This is a genomic window from Rubrivirga sp., from assembly GCF_965213695.1.
Classification (GTDB): Bacteria; Bacteroidota; Rhodothermia; order Rhodothermales; family Rubricoccaceae; genus Rubrivirga.
Genome location: NZ_OZ243912.1, coordinates 3,041,521 through 3,055,767, shown reverse-complemented (window position 1 = coordinate 3,055,767; position 14,247 = coordinate 3,041,521). Strand labels below are relative to the sequence as shown.

The 14,247-nt window shown below is 73.7% G+C and carries 11 protein-coding genes; 1 reads left to right on the top strand and 10 read right to left on the bottom strand.

The window, feature by feature from the left end; translation table 11 throughout:
• Window positions 1–211: 211 nt before the first annotated feature.
• From ACOOHE_RS13610 to ACOOHE_RS13595, 4 genes are all read right to left on the bottom strand, one after another.
• The gene (locus ACOOHE_RS13610; protein WP_420454631.1) at window positions 212–754 is read right to left on the bottom strand and encodes a DinB family protein; all 543 of its coding nucleotides are present in this window, start codon (window positions 752–754) and stop codon (window positions 212–214) included.
• Entirely contained in the window at window positions 751–1,248 is a 498-nt protein-coding gene (locus ACOOHE_RS13605) for a hypothetical protein (protein ID WP_420454630.1), read from the bottom strand. Before ACOOHE_RS13605 ends, ACOOHE_RS13610 begins: the two co-directional genes overlap by 4 nt.
• Before the next feature lie 28 nt (window positions 1,249–1,276).
• Window positions 1,277–2,284, bottom strand: a complete 1,008-nt coding sequence (gene lipA / locus ACOOHE_RS13600; protein ID WP_420454629.1) for a lipoyl synthase — start codon at window positions 2,282–2,284, stop codon at window positions 1,277–1,279.
• 431 nt (window positions 2,285–2,715) lie between these two features.
• On the bottom strand, window positions 2,716–3,492 hold the full coding sequence (locus ACOOHE_RS13595; protein ID WP_420454628.1) for a hypothetical protein: 777 nt from the start codon (window positions 3,490–3,492) through the stop codon (window positions 2,716–2,718).
• Between the two features lie 491 nt (window positions 3,493–3,983).
• Here ACOOHE_RS13595 and lat point away from each other — a divergent pair, with 491 nt between their 5' ends.
• Entirely contained in the window at window positions 3,984–5,330 is a 1,347-nt protein-coding gene (lat, locus tag ACOOHE_RS13590; protein ID WP_420454627.1) for an L-lysine 6-transaminase, read from the top strand.
• A gap of 13 nt (window positions 5,331–5,343) precedes the next feature.
• Here the strand turns inward: lat and ACOOHE_RS13585 are convergent, their stop codons facing one another.
• The 6 genes from ACOOHE_RS13585 to cphA all read right to left on the bottom strand — a co-directional run bounded on the left by ACOOHE_RS13585 (window position 5,344) and on the right by cphA (window position 13,990).
• Window positions 5,344–5,502, bottom strand: a complete 159-nt coding sequence (locus tag ACOOHE_RS13585) for a hypothetical protein (RefSeq protein WP_420454626.1) — start codon at window positions 5,500–5,502, stop codon at window positions 5,344–5,346.
• An 84-nt stretch (window positions 5,503–5,586) separates the two neighbouring features.
• Complete coding sequence (locus tag ACOOHE_RS13580) at window positions 5,587–6,909, bottom strand: M24 family metallopeptidase (protein WP_420454625.1); 1,323 nt, start codon at window positions 6,907–6,909, stop codon at window positions 5,587–5,589.
• A 184-nt stretch (window positions 6,910–7,093) separates the two neighbouring features.
• A complete protein-coding gene (locus ACOOHE_RS13575) occupies window positions 7,094–7,960 on the bottom strand; it encodes a cyanophycinase (RefSeq protein ID WP_420454624.1) in 867 nt (288 codons plus the stop codon).
• Window positions 7,961–8,046: 86 nt separating this feature from the next.
• Complete coding sequence (gene iadA, locus ACOOHE_RS13570; protein WP_420454623.1) at window positions 8,047–9,216, bottom strand: beta-aspartyl-peptidase; 1,170 nt, start codon at window positions 9,214–9,216, stop codon at window positions 8,047–8,049.
• 98 nt (window positions 9,217–9,314) lie between these two features.
• Complete coding sequence (locus ACOOHE_RS13565; protein WP_420454622.1) at window positions 9,315–11,024, bottom strand: glutamate ligase domain-containing protein; 1,710 nt, start codon at window positions 11,022–11,024, stop codon at window positions 9,315–9,317.
• 86 nt (window positions 11,025–11,110) lie between these two features.
• A complete protein-coding gene (cphA, locus tag ACOOHE_RS13560; protein ID WP_420454621.1) occupies window positions 11,111–13,990 on the bottom strand; it encodes a cyanophycin synthetase in 2,880 nt (959 codons plus the stop codon).
• Window positions 13,991–14,247: the final 257 nt, after the last annotated feature.

Sequence of the window (14,247 nt, the reverse complement as noted above, 5' to 3'; positions counted from 1 at the left end):
CTCTCACGGGCCAGATCCCGCCCTCACCGCGTCGCACTCGTCGTCCGGGGCTACGGCCCCGGACTCCTCGCGCTCCTTGCGAGGCCGAAATCGTGACCTCGTGCGAGCCTGACCTCGCGAATGTCCACACGCCCTAGGTCGGGCGCGGCGACCCGTGCTGTTGTAGCTCCGCGCCCCTTCTCTGCCGGAGTCTCTGGAGCGACTCGCCGCGCTAGCCGCCGATGGCGGTCCGCGCTCGCTCGATCTGGCCCTGGTGCGCCAGGTCGTGGGCCGCCAGCAGCGTCGCGATCCGGCGGACGCTCTCCTCGCCGCGTTCGCTGTGGAGCCCGACGCGGTCCCACCGCCCAGCGTCGAGGGCCCTCAAGAAGCCCAGCGTCATGCGGCGGCCGGCGGCGAGGTCGTTGATCGCCTCGGCGACGGTCCCGCGGTGATAGTGGAGCGCGTTGGCCCAGGCGTCCTGGTCGTAGCCCGGAATCGCGGTCCGGTCGGCGGCCACGATGAGGCGCAGGCGGTAGCCGTAGACGACCTCGGAGTCGGCGAGGTGGCGCAGGATCTGGAGCACGGACCACGCGCCCGGCTCGGGCGCCCGGCGGGCGTCGGTCTCCGACAGCCCGGCGACGGCGGCTTCGAGCCGGTCGGGCGCGGCACCGAGCAGCGCCAGCGGGTCGCGGTCGCCGACGAGCGCCAGCATGTGGTCGACGTAGGCGCGCGCGTCGGCGGCGTCGTAGCGCGGGGGGCGGGCGAAGTCGCTCATCGCGTGCCGGGGACGCGGGGGATGGTCGGGTCCGGGGCGACCGTCTCGGGCGGCGGACCGCACAGCGCGACCAGCCGCGCCGTGCCCTCGTCGAGGTCGAGGCGAACCGCGTCGACCGTCGCCGCGACGTCGACCGGCCCGGCGTCCCAGGTCTCGGACGCGGCCGGGGCAACGTAGCGGAACAGGACCTCGCCGGTCCGCACGGGCCCCTCGAACACGCCCGTCTCCTCGATGCCGTCGCCCCGGAGCGGCGGCACGCCCTCGACGTCGGACGGCGTGTCGAGCGGCGTCAGGACCGTGTAGCCGTGGTTGATCGTCCGCGCGAGCAGCGCCGGGCAGTCCGGCCGGAGCTGGTACACCACGTGGGCGTCGACCTCGCCGCCGACCTCGCCCGGCCCGAACACGCCGGCCACCGTGTCGACGACCGTCGTGCAGCCGCCGAGGGCAAGGGGCAGGAGGCAGGCGGCGAGGGGCAGGAAGCCGTTCCGCCCCATGCCCCTTGCCCCATGCCGCGTGCCCCCATCAAACATGTCGTTCGGCGTGGTACGAGCTCCGCACGAGGGGCCCGCTCTCGACGTGCTCGATGCCGAGCGCCTCGCCCTGCTCCTTGTACCACGCGAACACGTCGGGGTGGACGAACGCCTCGACCGGCAGGTGGTGGCGCGTCGGCTGGAGGTACTGGCCAATCGTCATCACGTCGACGCCGTGGGCGGCGAAGTCGGCCATCAGGCTCACGACCTCGTCTTGGGTCTCGCCCAAGCCGACCATGATGCCGGACTTGGTCCGCAGGTCGTACTCGGTCTTGGCCAGTTTGATGACGTCGAGCGACCGCTGGTAGTCGGCCTGGGGGCGGACGCGGCGGTACAGGCGCGGGACCGTCTCGACGTTGTGGTTGAGGACCTCGGGCCGGGCGTCGAACACCGTCTCGAGCGCCGGCCGGAGCCCGCGCATGTCGGGGATGAGCACCTCGATGGTCTGGCCCTGGCCATGGACGAGCCGGATGGTCTCGGCGAAGATCGGCGCCCCGCCGTCCTCGCGGTCGTCCCGGTTGATCGACGTCACCACGACGTGCTGCAACCCCATCAGCCGGGCGGCCTCGGCCACGCGGCGGGGCTCGTCCCAGTCGAGGTCCTTCTGCTCGGGCCGGCCCGTGAGCACGGCGCAGAACGAGCAGCCGCGCGTGCAGACGTTGCCCAGGATCATGAACGTGGCCGTCCCGGCGCTCCAGCACTCGCCCATGTTGGGGCACCGGGCCGACGAGCAGACCGTGTGGAGGTCGAACGCCTCGATCGTCTTTTGGACGTCGCGGAACGCCTCGCCGTAGGGGAGCTTCGCCCTCAGCCACGCGGGTCGGCCGCCGGGCCGGTTGGCCACCTGCGGTTTCTGGACGACGGGCAGCTCGAGGGCGAACGTCGGAGACGTCGGCGAAGCCGACCCGTCGCCTTCGGACTCGACAGCGAGGTCGGCCGCGACCGGCGCTTTCTTGAGGGCGACCTGTCCGGGACGGCGGGCGGGGGCGGGCGTGGCCATGCGTGCAGTGGCGGGGGGAGGAGCCGACGCGGCGTCGCGCCAACCTCGTACGCCGAAAGTACGGCCCGCCCGGTGGCGTTCGTGTGGAGCCAGGATCGGTCTCAGGGCGAGCGCATTCTCGGCTCGCGGCTCGGAGACGGGTTCGGAGGGTGGGGGCGTGTGCGTGTGGGAGCGGGTGTCCCCCCACACTCTGGTTCCGGCTCGTGGGTTGGAGAATGCGCCCGCCCTGGGATCGGCCTGGGGCGATTGTAACCTCCCCCACCTTGTCCTCCTGAACGGAGTGAAGGGTCTCGACGCCGACGGTGGAGGCCATCGGAGCCGGCGCGGCAGGTCTCGGAGTCCGAGGTGAGACCGTTCGCTGACGCTCAGGATGACATGCTTGATGGGCCAGCGTCGAGCGTGACGGTCCACCCCCGGAACGGGAGCTTGGTCTAGCTCCGAGCCCTGCGTCCGGCGCGGTGCCGCTCGTCCAGATCGGGCGCGTCGTCGAGGTCCAGGAGGCCGAGGCGGACGGGCTCGACCGGCTCGCGCGTCGGCGTCGTGTCGGCGGCGACGGCGCGGGCGGTCCGCTGGGCGCGGGCGGCGACGGCCTCCATCTGGCGCTCGCGCGTGCCGGACCACACGAGCTGGCGGCCGACGGCGAACGCGAGCGCGAAGGCGGCCGTGAGGGCGAGGAAGACGACCGGGTCCTCCTCCGGCCCGAAGACGTTGAGCGAGAAGACGACCGCCAGCACGGCGTTCACGACGGCGACGGTGAGCAAGCTCTGGGTGTCCTTGCGCCGGTTGGACTGGAGCCGCAGACGCGAGCCGTCGCCGGACGGGCTGAGCGTCGCGCGGAGGTTGCCGTTGCGCCAGGTCCGCGAGGCCCCGATCCGCTCGACCTTGCCCTTGGCCGAGAACGTCTCCTGGAGGTCGGCCACCAACGTGTCCCACAGCAAGTCCGACGGCGGCGCGTCGAGCGTGGCGCTCCGGCGGACGCCGACGGGCACGCCCACCAGGGCCTCGCGCTTGTCGTCGGGCTCGCCGGCCGCGACGGCCCGGGCGGCGGCGGCGACGTGGGCCGGGTCGAGGCCGGCTTCGGCGCCGACGGCCTGGAGCTCGTCGAGGGTCAGGCCGAGGTCGGTCTGGCGGTCGCGCTCCTGGGCAGCGGCGGCGCGGGCGAAGACCTCCTCGATCTCAGGCTGGGAGAAGCGGTGGGCGGAATCCATGGCAGCGGCGGCGAAGCCTCGCGCTACGACCGAGCCCAGACGCGGTTGCGCGTAGGGGCCCCGCCCGCAGGGCCTGCCGCCCGGCAGGACGCAACCGTCCTCGGAAGAGCGTCTCCCTCTCCACCCCTCGGGGCTGGTAGGGGAAGGCGTTCACAGAGGGCCCCGTTTCCCGACCCTGTCGTCCCCGCGAAGGCGGGGGCCCAGAGTGCCGAGCGCCGGTGCGCCCTGACGCCCTGGAGTCCCGCCTACGCGGGACCGCGAAGCGACGGCGCCAGCCAATGACGGCGTGAGAGAGAGGGGCCGGATTGGGAAAGCCTCCCCTTGTCAGCCCTCTCCGGCGGGGAGAGGGGACGTTGCCTGGGGAGGATGCGACAGCCCCACCGCCCGGCCCGGGCGAGGAGGCGGTCGCCCGCCGTCCGCTATCTTGACCGTCCGCTGGCGCGGGCCGCACGCCGCCGCACGCCACGTCCCTCGTTCACCGCCTCACGTCCATGCAGATCACCGCCCCCGACGCCCGGAAAGCGCTCCCGGACTCCGCCGCCGTCCGCGACATCCTCGGCCGCCACATCCTGGCCGACGGCTACCCCATCGTCCTCGACATGGAGAACAGCCAGGGCGCCCGGCTCCGCGACGCCGTGACGGGCAAGGACTACGTCGACTTCTTCACGTTCTACGCCTCCAACCCGCTGGGCATGAACCACCCCGGGCTCGCGGGCCCGTCGGACGACGCGGTCGGCTTTCGGGAGCGGCTGATGGACGCGGCGCTCAACAAGGTGGCCAACTCGGACGTCTACACGCCCCACTTCGCCCGGTTCGTCGAGACGTTCGGCCGCGTCGGGATCCCGGCCGAGCTGCCCCACGCCTTCTTCGTGTCGGGCGGCGCGCTCGCCGTCGAGAACGCGCTCAAGGTGGCCTTCGACTGGAAGGTGCGGAAAAACCGGGCCAAGGGCTACTCGGGCGACCGGGGCTCGAAGGTGCTCCACCTCCGCGAGGCGTTCCACGGGCGGAGCGGCTACACGATGTCGCTCACGAACACGGACCCGAACAAGGTCGCGCACTACCCGAAGTTCGACTGGCCCCGGATCTCGAACCCCAAGATCCGCGGCGGCGACGTCGAGCTCCGCGAGGAGATCGCCATCCGACAGGCGAAGCAGGCGTTCCGTGACCACCCCGACGAGATCGCGGCCGTCATCCTGGAGCCGATCCAGGGCGAGGGCGGCGACAACCACTTCCGCCCCGAGTTCTTGCAGGCCCTCCGCGACCTGGCCGACGAGGCCGAGGCGCTGCTCGTGTTCGACGAGGTCCAGACCGGCGTCGGCCTGACGGGCGCGTTCTGGGCCTACCAGGCGCTCGGCGTCACGCCCGACATCCTGGCGTTCGGCAAGAAGACCCAGGTCTGCGGCATCCTCGCTGGCCCGCGCGTCGACGAGGTCGACGACAACGTGTTCCAGAAGTCGAGCCGGATCAACTCGACGTGGGGCGGCAACCTGGTCGACATGGTCCGCTTCGACCGGATCCTGGAGGTCATCGAGGCCGAGGACCTCATCGGCAACGTTGCCCGGCAGGGCGAGCGCCTGATGGGCCGCTTGGCCGAGATGGAGGCCCGCTACGAAGGCGTCGCCGACGCGCGCGGGCGCGGCCTGTTCTGCGCCTTCGACCTGCCCGACACGGCGACGCGCAACGCGGTCCTCAAGGCGGCCTACGCCGACGGCCTGATGGCGCTCGGCTGCGGCACGCGCTCGGTCCGCTTCCGGCCCGCGCTCACGATCCAGCGGGGCGACCTCGACGCCGGGCTCGACATCTTGGACGGCGCGCTGGCGTCGGTGCTGGAGGGCTGACCTCCCCAGCGGGCTACGTCTGTGGCGGCGGTCCCTGGTGGCCGCCGCCGCTTTCTTTGCCCCGCCCCGCGCCCTTCACCATGACGAGGTAGGCGAAAAAGACCACGAGCGCGAACGTGACGACCCCGAGGATGACGTAGAGGGTGCCGCCGAGGGAGAGGCCGAGGACCATGGGAAACCAGGTGGGGGGCCGAGCCTACGTGGCCACCGACGTCCCGCTCCCCGCCGTCCGAGAATCGGGCGCTCCCCGACCCGCCTACGGCCGGGGAATCAGCAGCAGCGCCTCCTGGCGCGGGTCGATGTAGCGGACCGCCTCGCCGTCGAAGAAGGCGTCCTCCTCCAGCATGAACCGGACCGTCTGGCCGCCCCACTCCGGCACGGCGACGGCCGCGTTGAGCTCGATGGAGTGGGCCGTGTTGGGGAACAGCGGGTAGTCGCCGCGGCCCGGGACGCCGCCCTGTTGGTCCCACAGGCCAATCGTTGGCCCGGCCCCGTGCCCGTGCGCGCCGATGGGGTGCGTGTAGATGGTGGCCGCCAGCCCCTCGGCCCGGGCGCCGTCGAGCGCGGACCGGAGGATCTCGTTGCCGCTCCGGCCGGTCGCGAACTGGCCGGTGAGCAGGTCCTGGACGCGGTTGGCCGCCTCAAGGCCGGCCACCAATCCAGCGGGCGCGGCGGTCTCGCCCGTGCGCAGGACGTAGGCGAGCTGCTGGGTGTCGGTCTGGAGCCCGAGGTACGAGATCCCGAAGTCGACCCACACCAGGTCGCCGGGCCGGATGACGTCGGCGTCGGGGCGGCCGGAAAAGTCGTCGGACGTGCCAGGCGCGTCGGCGCGCTGGACGGAGACGCCGGGGTGGAACCACGTCGTCAGGCCGCGCTCGCGGACCCGGTCGCGGTACCACCACGCGAGGTCGTCGGTGGTGGTCACGCCGGGCGTGATGGCCGCTTCGGACAGCCCCTCGTGCAGGATGCCGCGCGCGATGCGGACGACGGTCGGATACACCGCCATCTCGGCCGGGGTCCGCGTCTCGAGCCAGCCGACGGCCAGCCGCTCGCCCGACACGATCCGGTCGCGGTAGCGCGCGGGCAGCGCCGCCCGCAGCCCGTCGAGCTCCGACGCCGTGATCCCGTCCGCCAGCGCGAACGTCTCGGAGCGGTTGACGGCGATCCGCCGGGGGTCCCGCTCGGCGACGATCTCGGCCACGCGCGCCCACTGGTCGGGCTGGGCCTCCGGGTCCCACGCCCGGGGGAACGGGCCGACGTCGTAGCGCGCGACGGCCAGCCGCTCGACGGTCTCGCCGTCGTCCCAGAACACGAGCACGGTCCGGCGTCGGGCCGCCAGCCACGTGGCCGGCAGCATCGTCTCGATCACCGGGTCCTCGTTGTACTCGCGCGCCGCGACGATCCACAGGTCGACGCCCTCGCGCCGCATCAGCGCCGGGACGACGGTGTCGAGGCGCTCGGCGAGCCAGCGGTCCTGAACCTCGGCCCGCTCGCGCATCGGGAGGACGGCCGGGGTCTCGATCTGGGCCCGGACGAGCGGGGTGGCCAGGACGACGAGGGCGAGGAGGGCGCGGCGCATGGCGTGGGGATGCGGACGGCGGAGGATAGCGGTCTCCCGGCCTGCGCGCGCGTCGCCGTCAGTCGTCCCGGCCTGGCCCCCCGCGGAACACGACCCACGCCAGGACGGAAGCCAGGACGACCATCACGGCCCCGAGGATGACGGCGACGAGGGTGCTGGTGGTCATGAGGGGGGCAGGCTGCGCCTAGCTCTCGTCGGGCACGGGGTCCTCGTCCTCGTCCAAAAACGGGACGCGGGGCGGGGCGGAGGCCGTCCGCGTCTCCTTGTCGTAGGTGCAGCCGGCCGCGAGCACGTGGACGCGGAGCCCGATGAGCGAGACCGGCTGGCCACGCCGCGCCGAGTCCATCGACGAGTAGCTCAGCTCCGACGGGTCGACGACGGTCACGGTCCCGCTGCCGATGATCTCGAACGTCCGGTCGGCGGTGAGCACGAGGGCCGTGTCCTCGTCGATGCCGACGCCGATGGCGAACGGGTTGTACGAGACGGCCGTGAGCAGGCGCCCCAACCGGTCGCGCTGGCGGAAGTGCTGGTCGATGATGAGCCGGTTGGTGAGGCCCAAGCCCGGGGCCAGCGTCACGCTCTCGGTGGTCGGCGTGGGGCCGGTCGAGCCCGACGCGATCATGTGCTCGGGGATGACGGCGGCGCCGGCCGAGGTCCCGGCCACGACCGTCCCCGTCGCGTTCTGGCGCCGGATGGCCTTGGCCAGCGGCGTCCCGCCCAGGATGGTCGAGAGCCGGAGTTGGTTGCCGCCGGTCATGAAGATGCCGGTCGCGCGCTCGACGGTCTCGACGGCGCCCGGGACGCGGGCGTGCTCGCGCGTCGTGATCTCGATCACGTCGACGCGGCCGGCCCCGAGCTCGGTGAACAGCTGGGCGTACCGGTCGCCAGTGTCGGGAAGCTCGGAGGCCGTGGGGATGACGGCGATGCGGGCCTCGGACCCGCCGGCGAGCGCGAGGACGCGGGCCAGGATGTCGCGCGTCCCGGTCTTGGCCTCGGCCCCGCCGATGGGGACGATGGGGCCGCGAGGGGTGTCGGTAGGGGGGGAGGGCATGGGGCGGGGGCCGTGGTGCGTGTCGTGTATCGGCCGTCCGCCGTGGCTCCTCGACGCGCAGCAGGAGAGGGGCCTCGCAGCAGTCGCTACTCGGCGAGGGGCTCGAACGTGCCCCGGACGACGGGCCGCCCGTCGCGGACGTGCCAGCGGCCGAGCGCCATCACGTCGGCCGGCCGGCCGATGTCGTCAAGCACGACGAGGTCGGCGTCGGCGCCTTCAGTGATCCGGCCCTTGCGGGGCAGGCGGAGGTGCGCCGCGGGCGTCGAGGTGAACGGGAGGAGCGCCCGGTCGAGCGGGACGCCGCGCGCGAGGAGGTCCGCCAGCAGGTCGGCCAGGGCGCCGGACGTGGCGAAGTCCATCCGCTCCAAGACGCCGTCGCGGAAGTGGGGGAGGCAACCGCCGCCGTCGGACGAGACGGTGAGCCGGGCCGGGTCGAGGTCGCTCTCCAAAAAGCGCATCACGGCGTCGGCCGCGAGCACTTCGTCGTCCGTCGCGAACGCGGGAGGGAACGCCGTCACGTCGATGGTCACGCCGTCGACGGCGAGCGCGAGCGCTTCGTCGAACAGGCCCGAGCAGCGGTTGACGTGCGTTGGGTGGAGCGCCCGCGCCGGGACCTCGGTCTCGGCCAGGACCCGGCGGAGCATGTCGAGCCCGCGCGCGCCGTCGCCCAGGTGGAGGTGCAAGACGCCGGCCTTGCCGGTCATCAGCCCGGCGACGTGGCAGTCGGCCGCGACCCGGGCCACCTCCTCAAACGTCGGCTGGGACGAGCGGTGGTCGCTCACCGCCAGCTCGCCGAACCCAATGACGGGCTCGACCGTCGCGACGTCGGTGCGGACCGAGCCGGTGAGCGTGGTCGGGGGGAGGTGGTAGCCGCCGGTCCAGGCCCAGGCGCTCAGCCCTTCGCGGCGGAGGCCGTAGACCTGGCGGAGCAGGCCGGCCGTCGTCCGCGTCGTGTCGTCGGTCCCCAGCAAGCCGACGACGGAGGTCACGCCGGCCGTCGTGTAGGCCGTCAGCGTGGGGGCCGGGGCCGCCGTCTCGGGTCCGGCCTCGCCGCCGCCGCCGGTCACGTGGACGTGGGCGTCGACGAGCCCGGGGGTCAGCCGTCGCCCGCCGAGATCGACCGTGTCGACCGGGACGCCGGTGATTCCAGGCCGGCTCTGGGTGATCGCCACGACACGCTCTCCGGCCACCAGCACGTGGCGCCGCCCGAGCGGGGCGGGCGCGTAGACGTCGGCGTCGAGGAGGAGCGTGAGCACGGCGAGTCCGGGGGGAGGCGCAAGCTACCCGGGCCGCGATGAAGCGTGCGGGGAAGTCCGGCTGAGCGCGTGCGGACGTGGGCGCGGCCGGCCGTCGGCTACCGTCCGGCGGCGTCGCGGACCATCGCCAGCACCTGGTCGCGCTGGCTGAGGGCGAGCAGGACCGCGAGGTCGTCGGGCTCGGCCCAGTCGAGCGCCCAGCGCGTGCCCTCGACCGGGTCGGCAAGCGTGACGCAGGCGTCGGCGTCGATGCCGCGTTGGCGCAAGAGGTCGGTGAGCAGGGCGGGCACCTCGCCTCGGTCGCGGCCCCGGAGGTAGCCCGGGATGTCGACCAGCACGTAGCGGTCGGCGTCCAAGCTGGCGAGCACGTCGGCCATCGCCGCGAGGTCGTCGTCGGAGCGGTCGCCGGCGCTGCCGAACAGGACGAGGCGGCGGCGGGCGGGCCAATGCGCCGCGAGGTCGGCGAGGGCGCGCAGGCCGTGGGCGTTGTGGGCGTAATCGACCACGACGCGGGCGCCGCCGACGTCGAAGCGGTTGGCCCGGCCCGGGTTGTCGGTCTCGTCGCTGCGGAACGCCCGGAGCCCGGCGGCGATGGCGTCGTCGGAGAGCCCCAGTGCTCGGGCCAGCGCCGACGCCGTGAGCGCGTTGCGGACCACGTGGCGGGCGGCCCCTCCGAGCGCGGCCGGGACGTCGGCGACCGGGCAGATCGGCCGCCAGGTCCCGTCGGTGCCGAGCGAGATGGCCCCGTCCACGACGGACGCCGCGAGTGGCCCCGGCTCGGTGGCCGGGTCGAGCGCGGTCCACGCGACGCGGACGCCCCGCGCCCGGAGCGCGTCGTGCTGGCGGAGCGCGGCGGCCGTGGCCTGGGGCTCGTCGGCCGGGGCCACCAAGACGCCGCCCGGCCCGAGCGCCTTGGCGACGACCAGCTTGGCGTCGGCCAGGTCGGGGACCGTCTCGACGCCGTAGTCGCCGAGGTGGTCGGCGGCCACGTTCGTCAGCGCCGCCGCCGTCACGAGCGGGACCGGCACGCCGCGCCGGAGCAGGCCGCCGCGCGCGCTCTCACAGATGGCCAGCGTCACGCGCGCGTCGCGCATCACGGCCCGGGCGCCGAGCGGGCCCGAAAAGTCGCCGCGCTCGACGACCTCGTCGCCGACCGTCACGGCGTCGGTCGTCGAGAACCCGACGGTGTGGCCGCCCGCCCGCGCCATGCCCGCCAGCATCCGGACCGTCGTCGACTTCCCGTTCGTCCCCGTCACGAGCGCCGTCGGGACCGGGCCCACGGCATCCCAGTCGAGCGCGTCGGGCGCGGGCAGCGCGTCGGGCGCGAACGTCTGGCCCCGGCTCCCGAGCCCGACCGTGATCGCGTCGTCGTCCCAGACGAGCGGGACGCCGCGCGACTCGGCCGCCGCGATGAGCGCCGCCAGCGGTGGGTCGGCCTCGCGCTCGGCCTCGTCCCGCAAGCGGGCGACGGTGGCCTCCAGGTCGGGCAGGTCGCGGCCCTCGACCTCGGCTCGGGCCCGCTCCCACGCGGCCTCGTTGACCTCGGCGGCCGTGTACAGCCGGTCGACCGGCGCGCCGAGCGCGACCGAGAGCCCGCGCGGGAACCGGCGGACGGCGAGCGGCGCGTCGGTCCAGCCGAGCGCGTCGCAGAGCGTCCGTGCGTGGCGGCGCCAGGCGTCGGCGGCGGCGTCGCACTGGGCCTCGGGGACGAGCGCTTCGAGCGCCGCGCCGGGGCCGTCGAGGAGGAAGCCCGCGCCGGTCTGGCGGCGGCTGTCGAGGGGGGCGGAGAGGGCAGGGTGATGAGCCAAGGGTGAGGAGTGAAGGGCGGTTCAGGAAGGGGCCTCGGGGTTCGATGCGGAGCACGGCTCTTTACCCGTCGCTCCTCGCCCGTCACTCAGTCCGCCTCCTCGTCCGTGGCCAGGTGGACGCCGCGGCGGTCGCGGACCAACCGCTGCCCCCGCTCGACCTCGAACGGGCGGGGCGCGTCGTCGTCCTCGTCGTCGGGCGGGTCGACGGGGCTCGACGGGCGCGGCGGCGGCGCGGGCTCGCCGGCGTGGGCCGGGCCGTTGGACGCCTCGGAGCCGGCCTGCCCGTCGCCGGACGGCGCGCCGAAGTGGACGATCTGGTCCCAGCACCGTTCGATCTTGTCGCCGAACACGACGACGAGGTCGCCGGGCCCGGCCAGGCCGAGTGCGTGGTCGACGGCCTGGGCCTCGTCCGGCACGATCTCGATGGCGTCGTCGGCGACGCCGGCCGCGCGGAGCGAGGCCCGGAGCATCTCGGGGATCTCGAGCTCGCCGCGCCCGCGGAGCCGGTCGTCGCGCTTGCACACGAAGTGGTCAAAGTGGCCGGCCGCCGCGCGCGCGATGGCGTCGACGTCCTCGTCGCGGCGGTCGCCGGGCGCGGCGATGGCCAGGATCCGGCGGCCCCTCACGTCGAGCCGGCTCACCAGGTCGGCCATCGCCTGGACGGCGGCCGGGTTGTGGGCGTAGTCCAGGATGACGCGGAAGGGGTGGCCGTCGAACACGTTGAGCCGGCCGGGCGCCTCGTAGAAGCTGGTCGAGAACGTCTGGAGCCCGTGGCGGATCTGGTCGAGCGTCAGCTCGATGGGCCCGTTGCCGAGCGCGTAGGCGATGCCGGCCGCGAACATGGCGTTCTGGACGTTGTGCGTCGCCTTCCCGTCGATCGTGGCCGGGATCGAGTGGGTCCAGACGAGCGGGAGGTGGCGGCCGGCGTCGTGGATCGTGATCATCTCGCCGGCCACGCCCCGCTCGAGGACGACGGCCCGGCCGCCCTCGCGGACGTGCTCGCGCACGAGCGCGTGCTCGGCGTTCATCGTGACGTAGCAGATGTGCTCGGCGTCGGTGTGCTCGGCCATCGCGAGCACCCGAGCGTCGTCGGCGTTCAGGACGGCCGTGTCGGTCGCCACCTCGATGGGGATCCGCTTGATCTCGGCGAGCGCGTCGAGCGTGTCGATCCGGCCCAGGCCGAGGTGGTCGGCCGAGACGTTGAGGCACGCGGCCACGTCGCACCGGCGGACGCCCAGGCCCGAGCGGACCATCCCGCCCCGGGCCACCTCCAGGACCGCCGCGTCGACGGCCGGGTCGCGCAGGACCGTCCGCGCGCCGATGGGGCCCGTCATGTCGCCCTTGACCGATAGCCGGCCGTCGATGAACACGCCGTCCGTGCTCGTCATGCCGGGGACGAGCGCGGCCATCTGCAGGATGTGCGAGACCATCCGCGTCGTCGTCGTCTTCCCGTTCGTCCCGGTCACGATCGCGACGGGGATCCGCGACGGCGAGCCGGGTGGGAACAGCATGTCCATGACCGGCCCGGCCACGTCGCGCGGCGTCCCCTCGGACGGCGACACGTGCATCCGGAAGCCCGGCGCCGCGTTGACCTCGACGATGGCCCCGCCCACGTCGCGCCAGCTCTGCGTGATGTCGTCGGAGAGGAAGTCGACGCCGCCGACGTCGAGCCCGACGGCGCGGACGGCGCGGACGGCCATGTCGCGGTTGTCCGGGTGGACGACGTCGGTCAGGTCGATGGCCGTGCCGCCCGTGGACAGGTTGGCCGTCGAGCGGAGGTAGAACGTCTCGCCGGCCGGCAAGACCGTCTCCGGGCCGTGCCCGGCCTTGGCGAGCAGCCGCTCGGCCTGGGCGTCGAACGCCAGCCGCGTCAGGACCTTCTCGTGGCCGACGCCCCGGCGCGGGTCCTGGTTGACGATCTCGACCAGCTCCTCGATCGTGTGCTCCCCGTCGCCGACGACGTGGCCGGGCACGCGCTTGGCCACGGCGACGAGGTGCCCGTTGACGACCAGCATCCGGTGGTCGAAGCCGGACACGAAACTCTCGACGAGCACGCCCCGGCTCGTCCCGTGCTGGGCCGCGTGGTCGAACCCGGCCTCGACCTGGGCGTCGGTCGTCAGGCGGATCGAGACGCCGCGCCCGTGGTTCGCGTTGAGCGGCTTGGTCACGACGGGGTACCCGATCCGCTCGGCGGCGCGGGCGGCGTCGGCGGGGCCGTAGACGAGCTCCTGGCGGGGGACCGGGAGCCCGAGCGATTCGAGCAGCCCCCGCGTGTCCTCCTTGTCGCTCGCGATCTCGACGGCGATGTGGCGCGTCTGGCCGGTGACCGTCGCCTGGACCCGCTGCTGGTGCTTGCCGTGGCCGAGCTGGACCAGCGAGTAGCGGTTGAGCCGGATCCACGGGACGTCGCGCGCCTCGGCCGCGTCGATGAGCGACTGGGTGCTGGGCCCGAACGCGAGCCGCTGGGCCCGCTTGATAAAGGCGTCGCGCTCCTCCTCCCAGTCGTAGTCTGGCTCCTTCTCCTCGTCGAGCAGCGCCTGGACGTCGTCCGGGAGGAGCCGCAGGATGATCCGCCGTGCCAGCTCCGACGCCTCGAGCCCCACGTCCTTCTGCTGGTACTCGAACACCATGTCGTACTCGCCCGGGGCCCGGTCGGTCGAGCGCGTCTTGCCGAACGTCACGTCGTGGCCGGCGATCCCCTGGAGCTCGAGCGCGACGTGCTCCCAGACGTGGCCGAGCCACGTCCCCTCGTCCTCGCGCATCCGGCGGATAAAGCCGCCGGCCGTCCGGTACGAGCACCCGTGCTCCTGAAGGCCGGGCAGCGTCTCGCAGAGCCGGTCGACGAACCCCTCCAGCTTCGCCGTCGGGTAGTCTTCGAGGGGCCCCAGGTCGATGGTGTGCCGGATGACCGGGAAGCGGGCGTACTGGTTGGGGCCGACGTAGACGTTGGTCGAGACGACGCGCATGAGCGGGGGGGAGGGGAGGGACGGAAGGTGCCCACCGACGGCCCTCCACGCAAGCGCCCCGTTCGGCCCGAACCCAAAAACGCCCCACCCGGCCGTCGCCAGGTGGGGCGTAACGAGCTGAGGCGGGAGGCCGACGCTCGTCGGGCCTGCCCTTCTCGTCCACACGTGCTCTGTCGCGGGATGCCTGTCGTCGAGGTGCGGGCGGCGATCAGGCGGTGCGCCCGAGACCGATGCACACGGGGCCGAGAAGGGAGGCG

What these genes read in the sequence shown, in the direction of transcription:
- ACOOHE_RS13595 (WP_420454628.1), bottom strand. Translation starts at nt 3,492, where the DNA reads ATGGATTCCGCCCACCGCTTCTCCCAGCCTGAGATCGAGGAGGTCTTC.
- ACOOHE_RS13610 (WP_420454631.1), bottom strand. Translation starts at nt 754, where the DNA reads ATGAGCGACTTCGCCCGCCCCCCGCGCTACGACGCCGCCGACGCGCGC.
- lipA (WP_420454629.1), bottom strand. Translation starts at nt 2,284, where the DNA reads ATGGCCACGCCCGCCCCCGCCCGCCGTCCCGGACAGGTCGCCCTCAAG.
- lat (WP_420454627.1), top strand. Translation starts at nt 3,984, where the DNA reads ATGCAGATCACCGCCCCCGACGCCCGGAAAGCGCTCCCGGACTCCGCC.
- ACOOHE_RS13585 (WP_420454626.1), bottom strand. Translation starts at nt 5,502, where the DNA reads ATGGTCCTCGGCCTCTCCCTCGGCGGCACCCTCTACGTCATCCTCGGG.
- ACOOHE_RS13605 (WP_420454630.1), bottom strand. Translation starts at nt 1,248, where the DNA reads ATGGGGCGGAACGGCTTCCTGCCCCTCGCCGCCTGCCTCCTGCCCCTT.
- ACOOHE_RS13575 (WP_420454624.1), bottom strand. Translation starts at nt 7,960, where the DNA reads ATGCCCTCCCCCCCTACCGACACCCCTCGCGGCCCCATCGTCCCCATC.
- cphA (WP_420454621.1), bottom strand. Translation starts at nt 13,990, where the DNA reads ATGCGCGTCGTCTCGACCAACGTCTACGTCGGCCCCAACCAGTACGCC.
- ACOOHE_RS13580 (WP_420454625.1), bottom strand. Translation starts at nt 6,909, where the DNA reads ATGCGCCGCGCCCTCCTCGCCCTCGTCGTCCTGGCCACCCCGCTCGTC.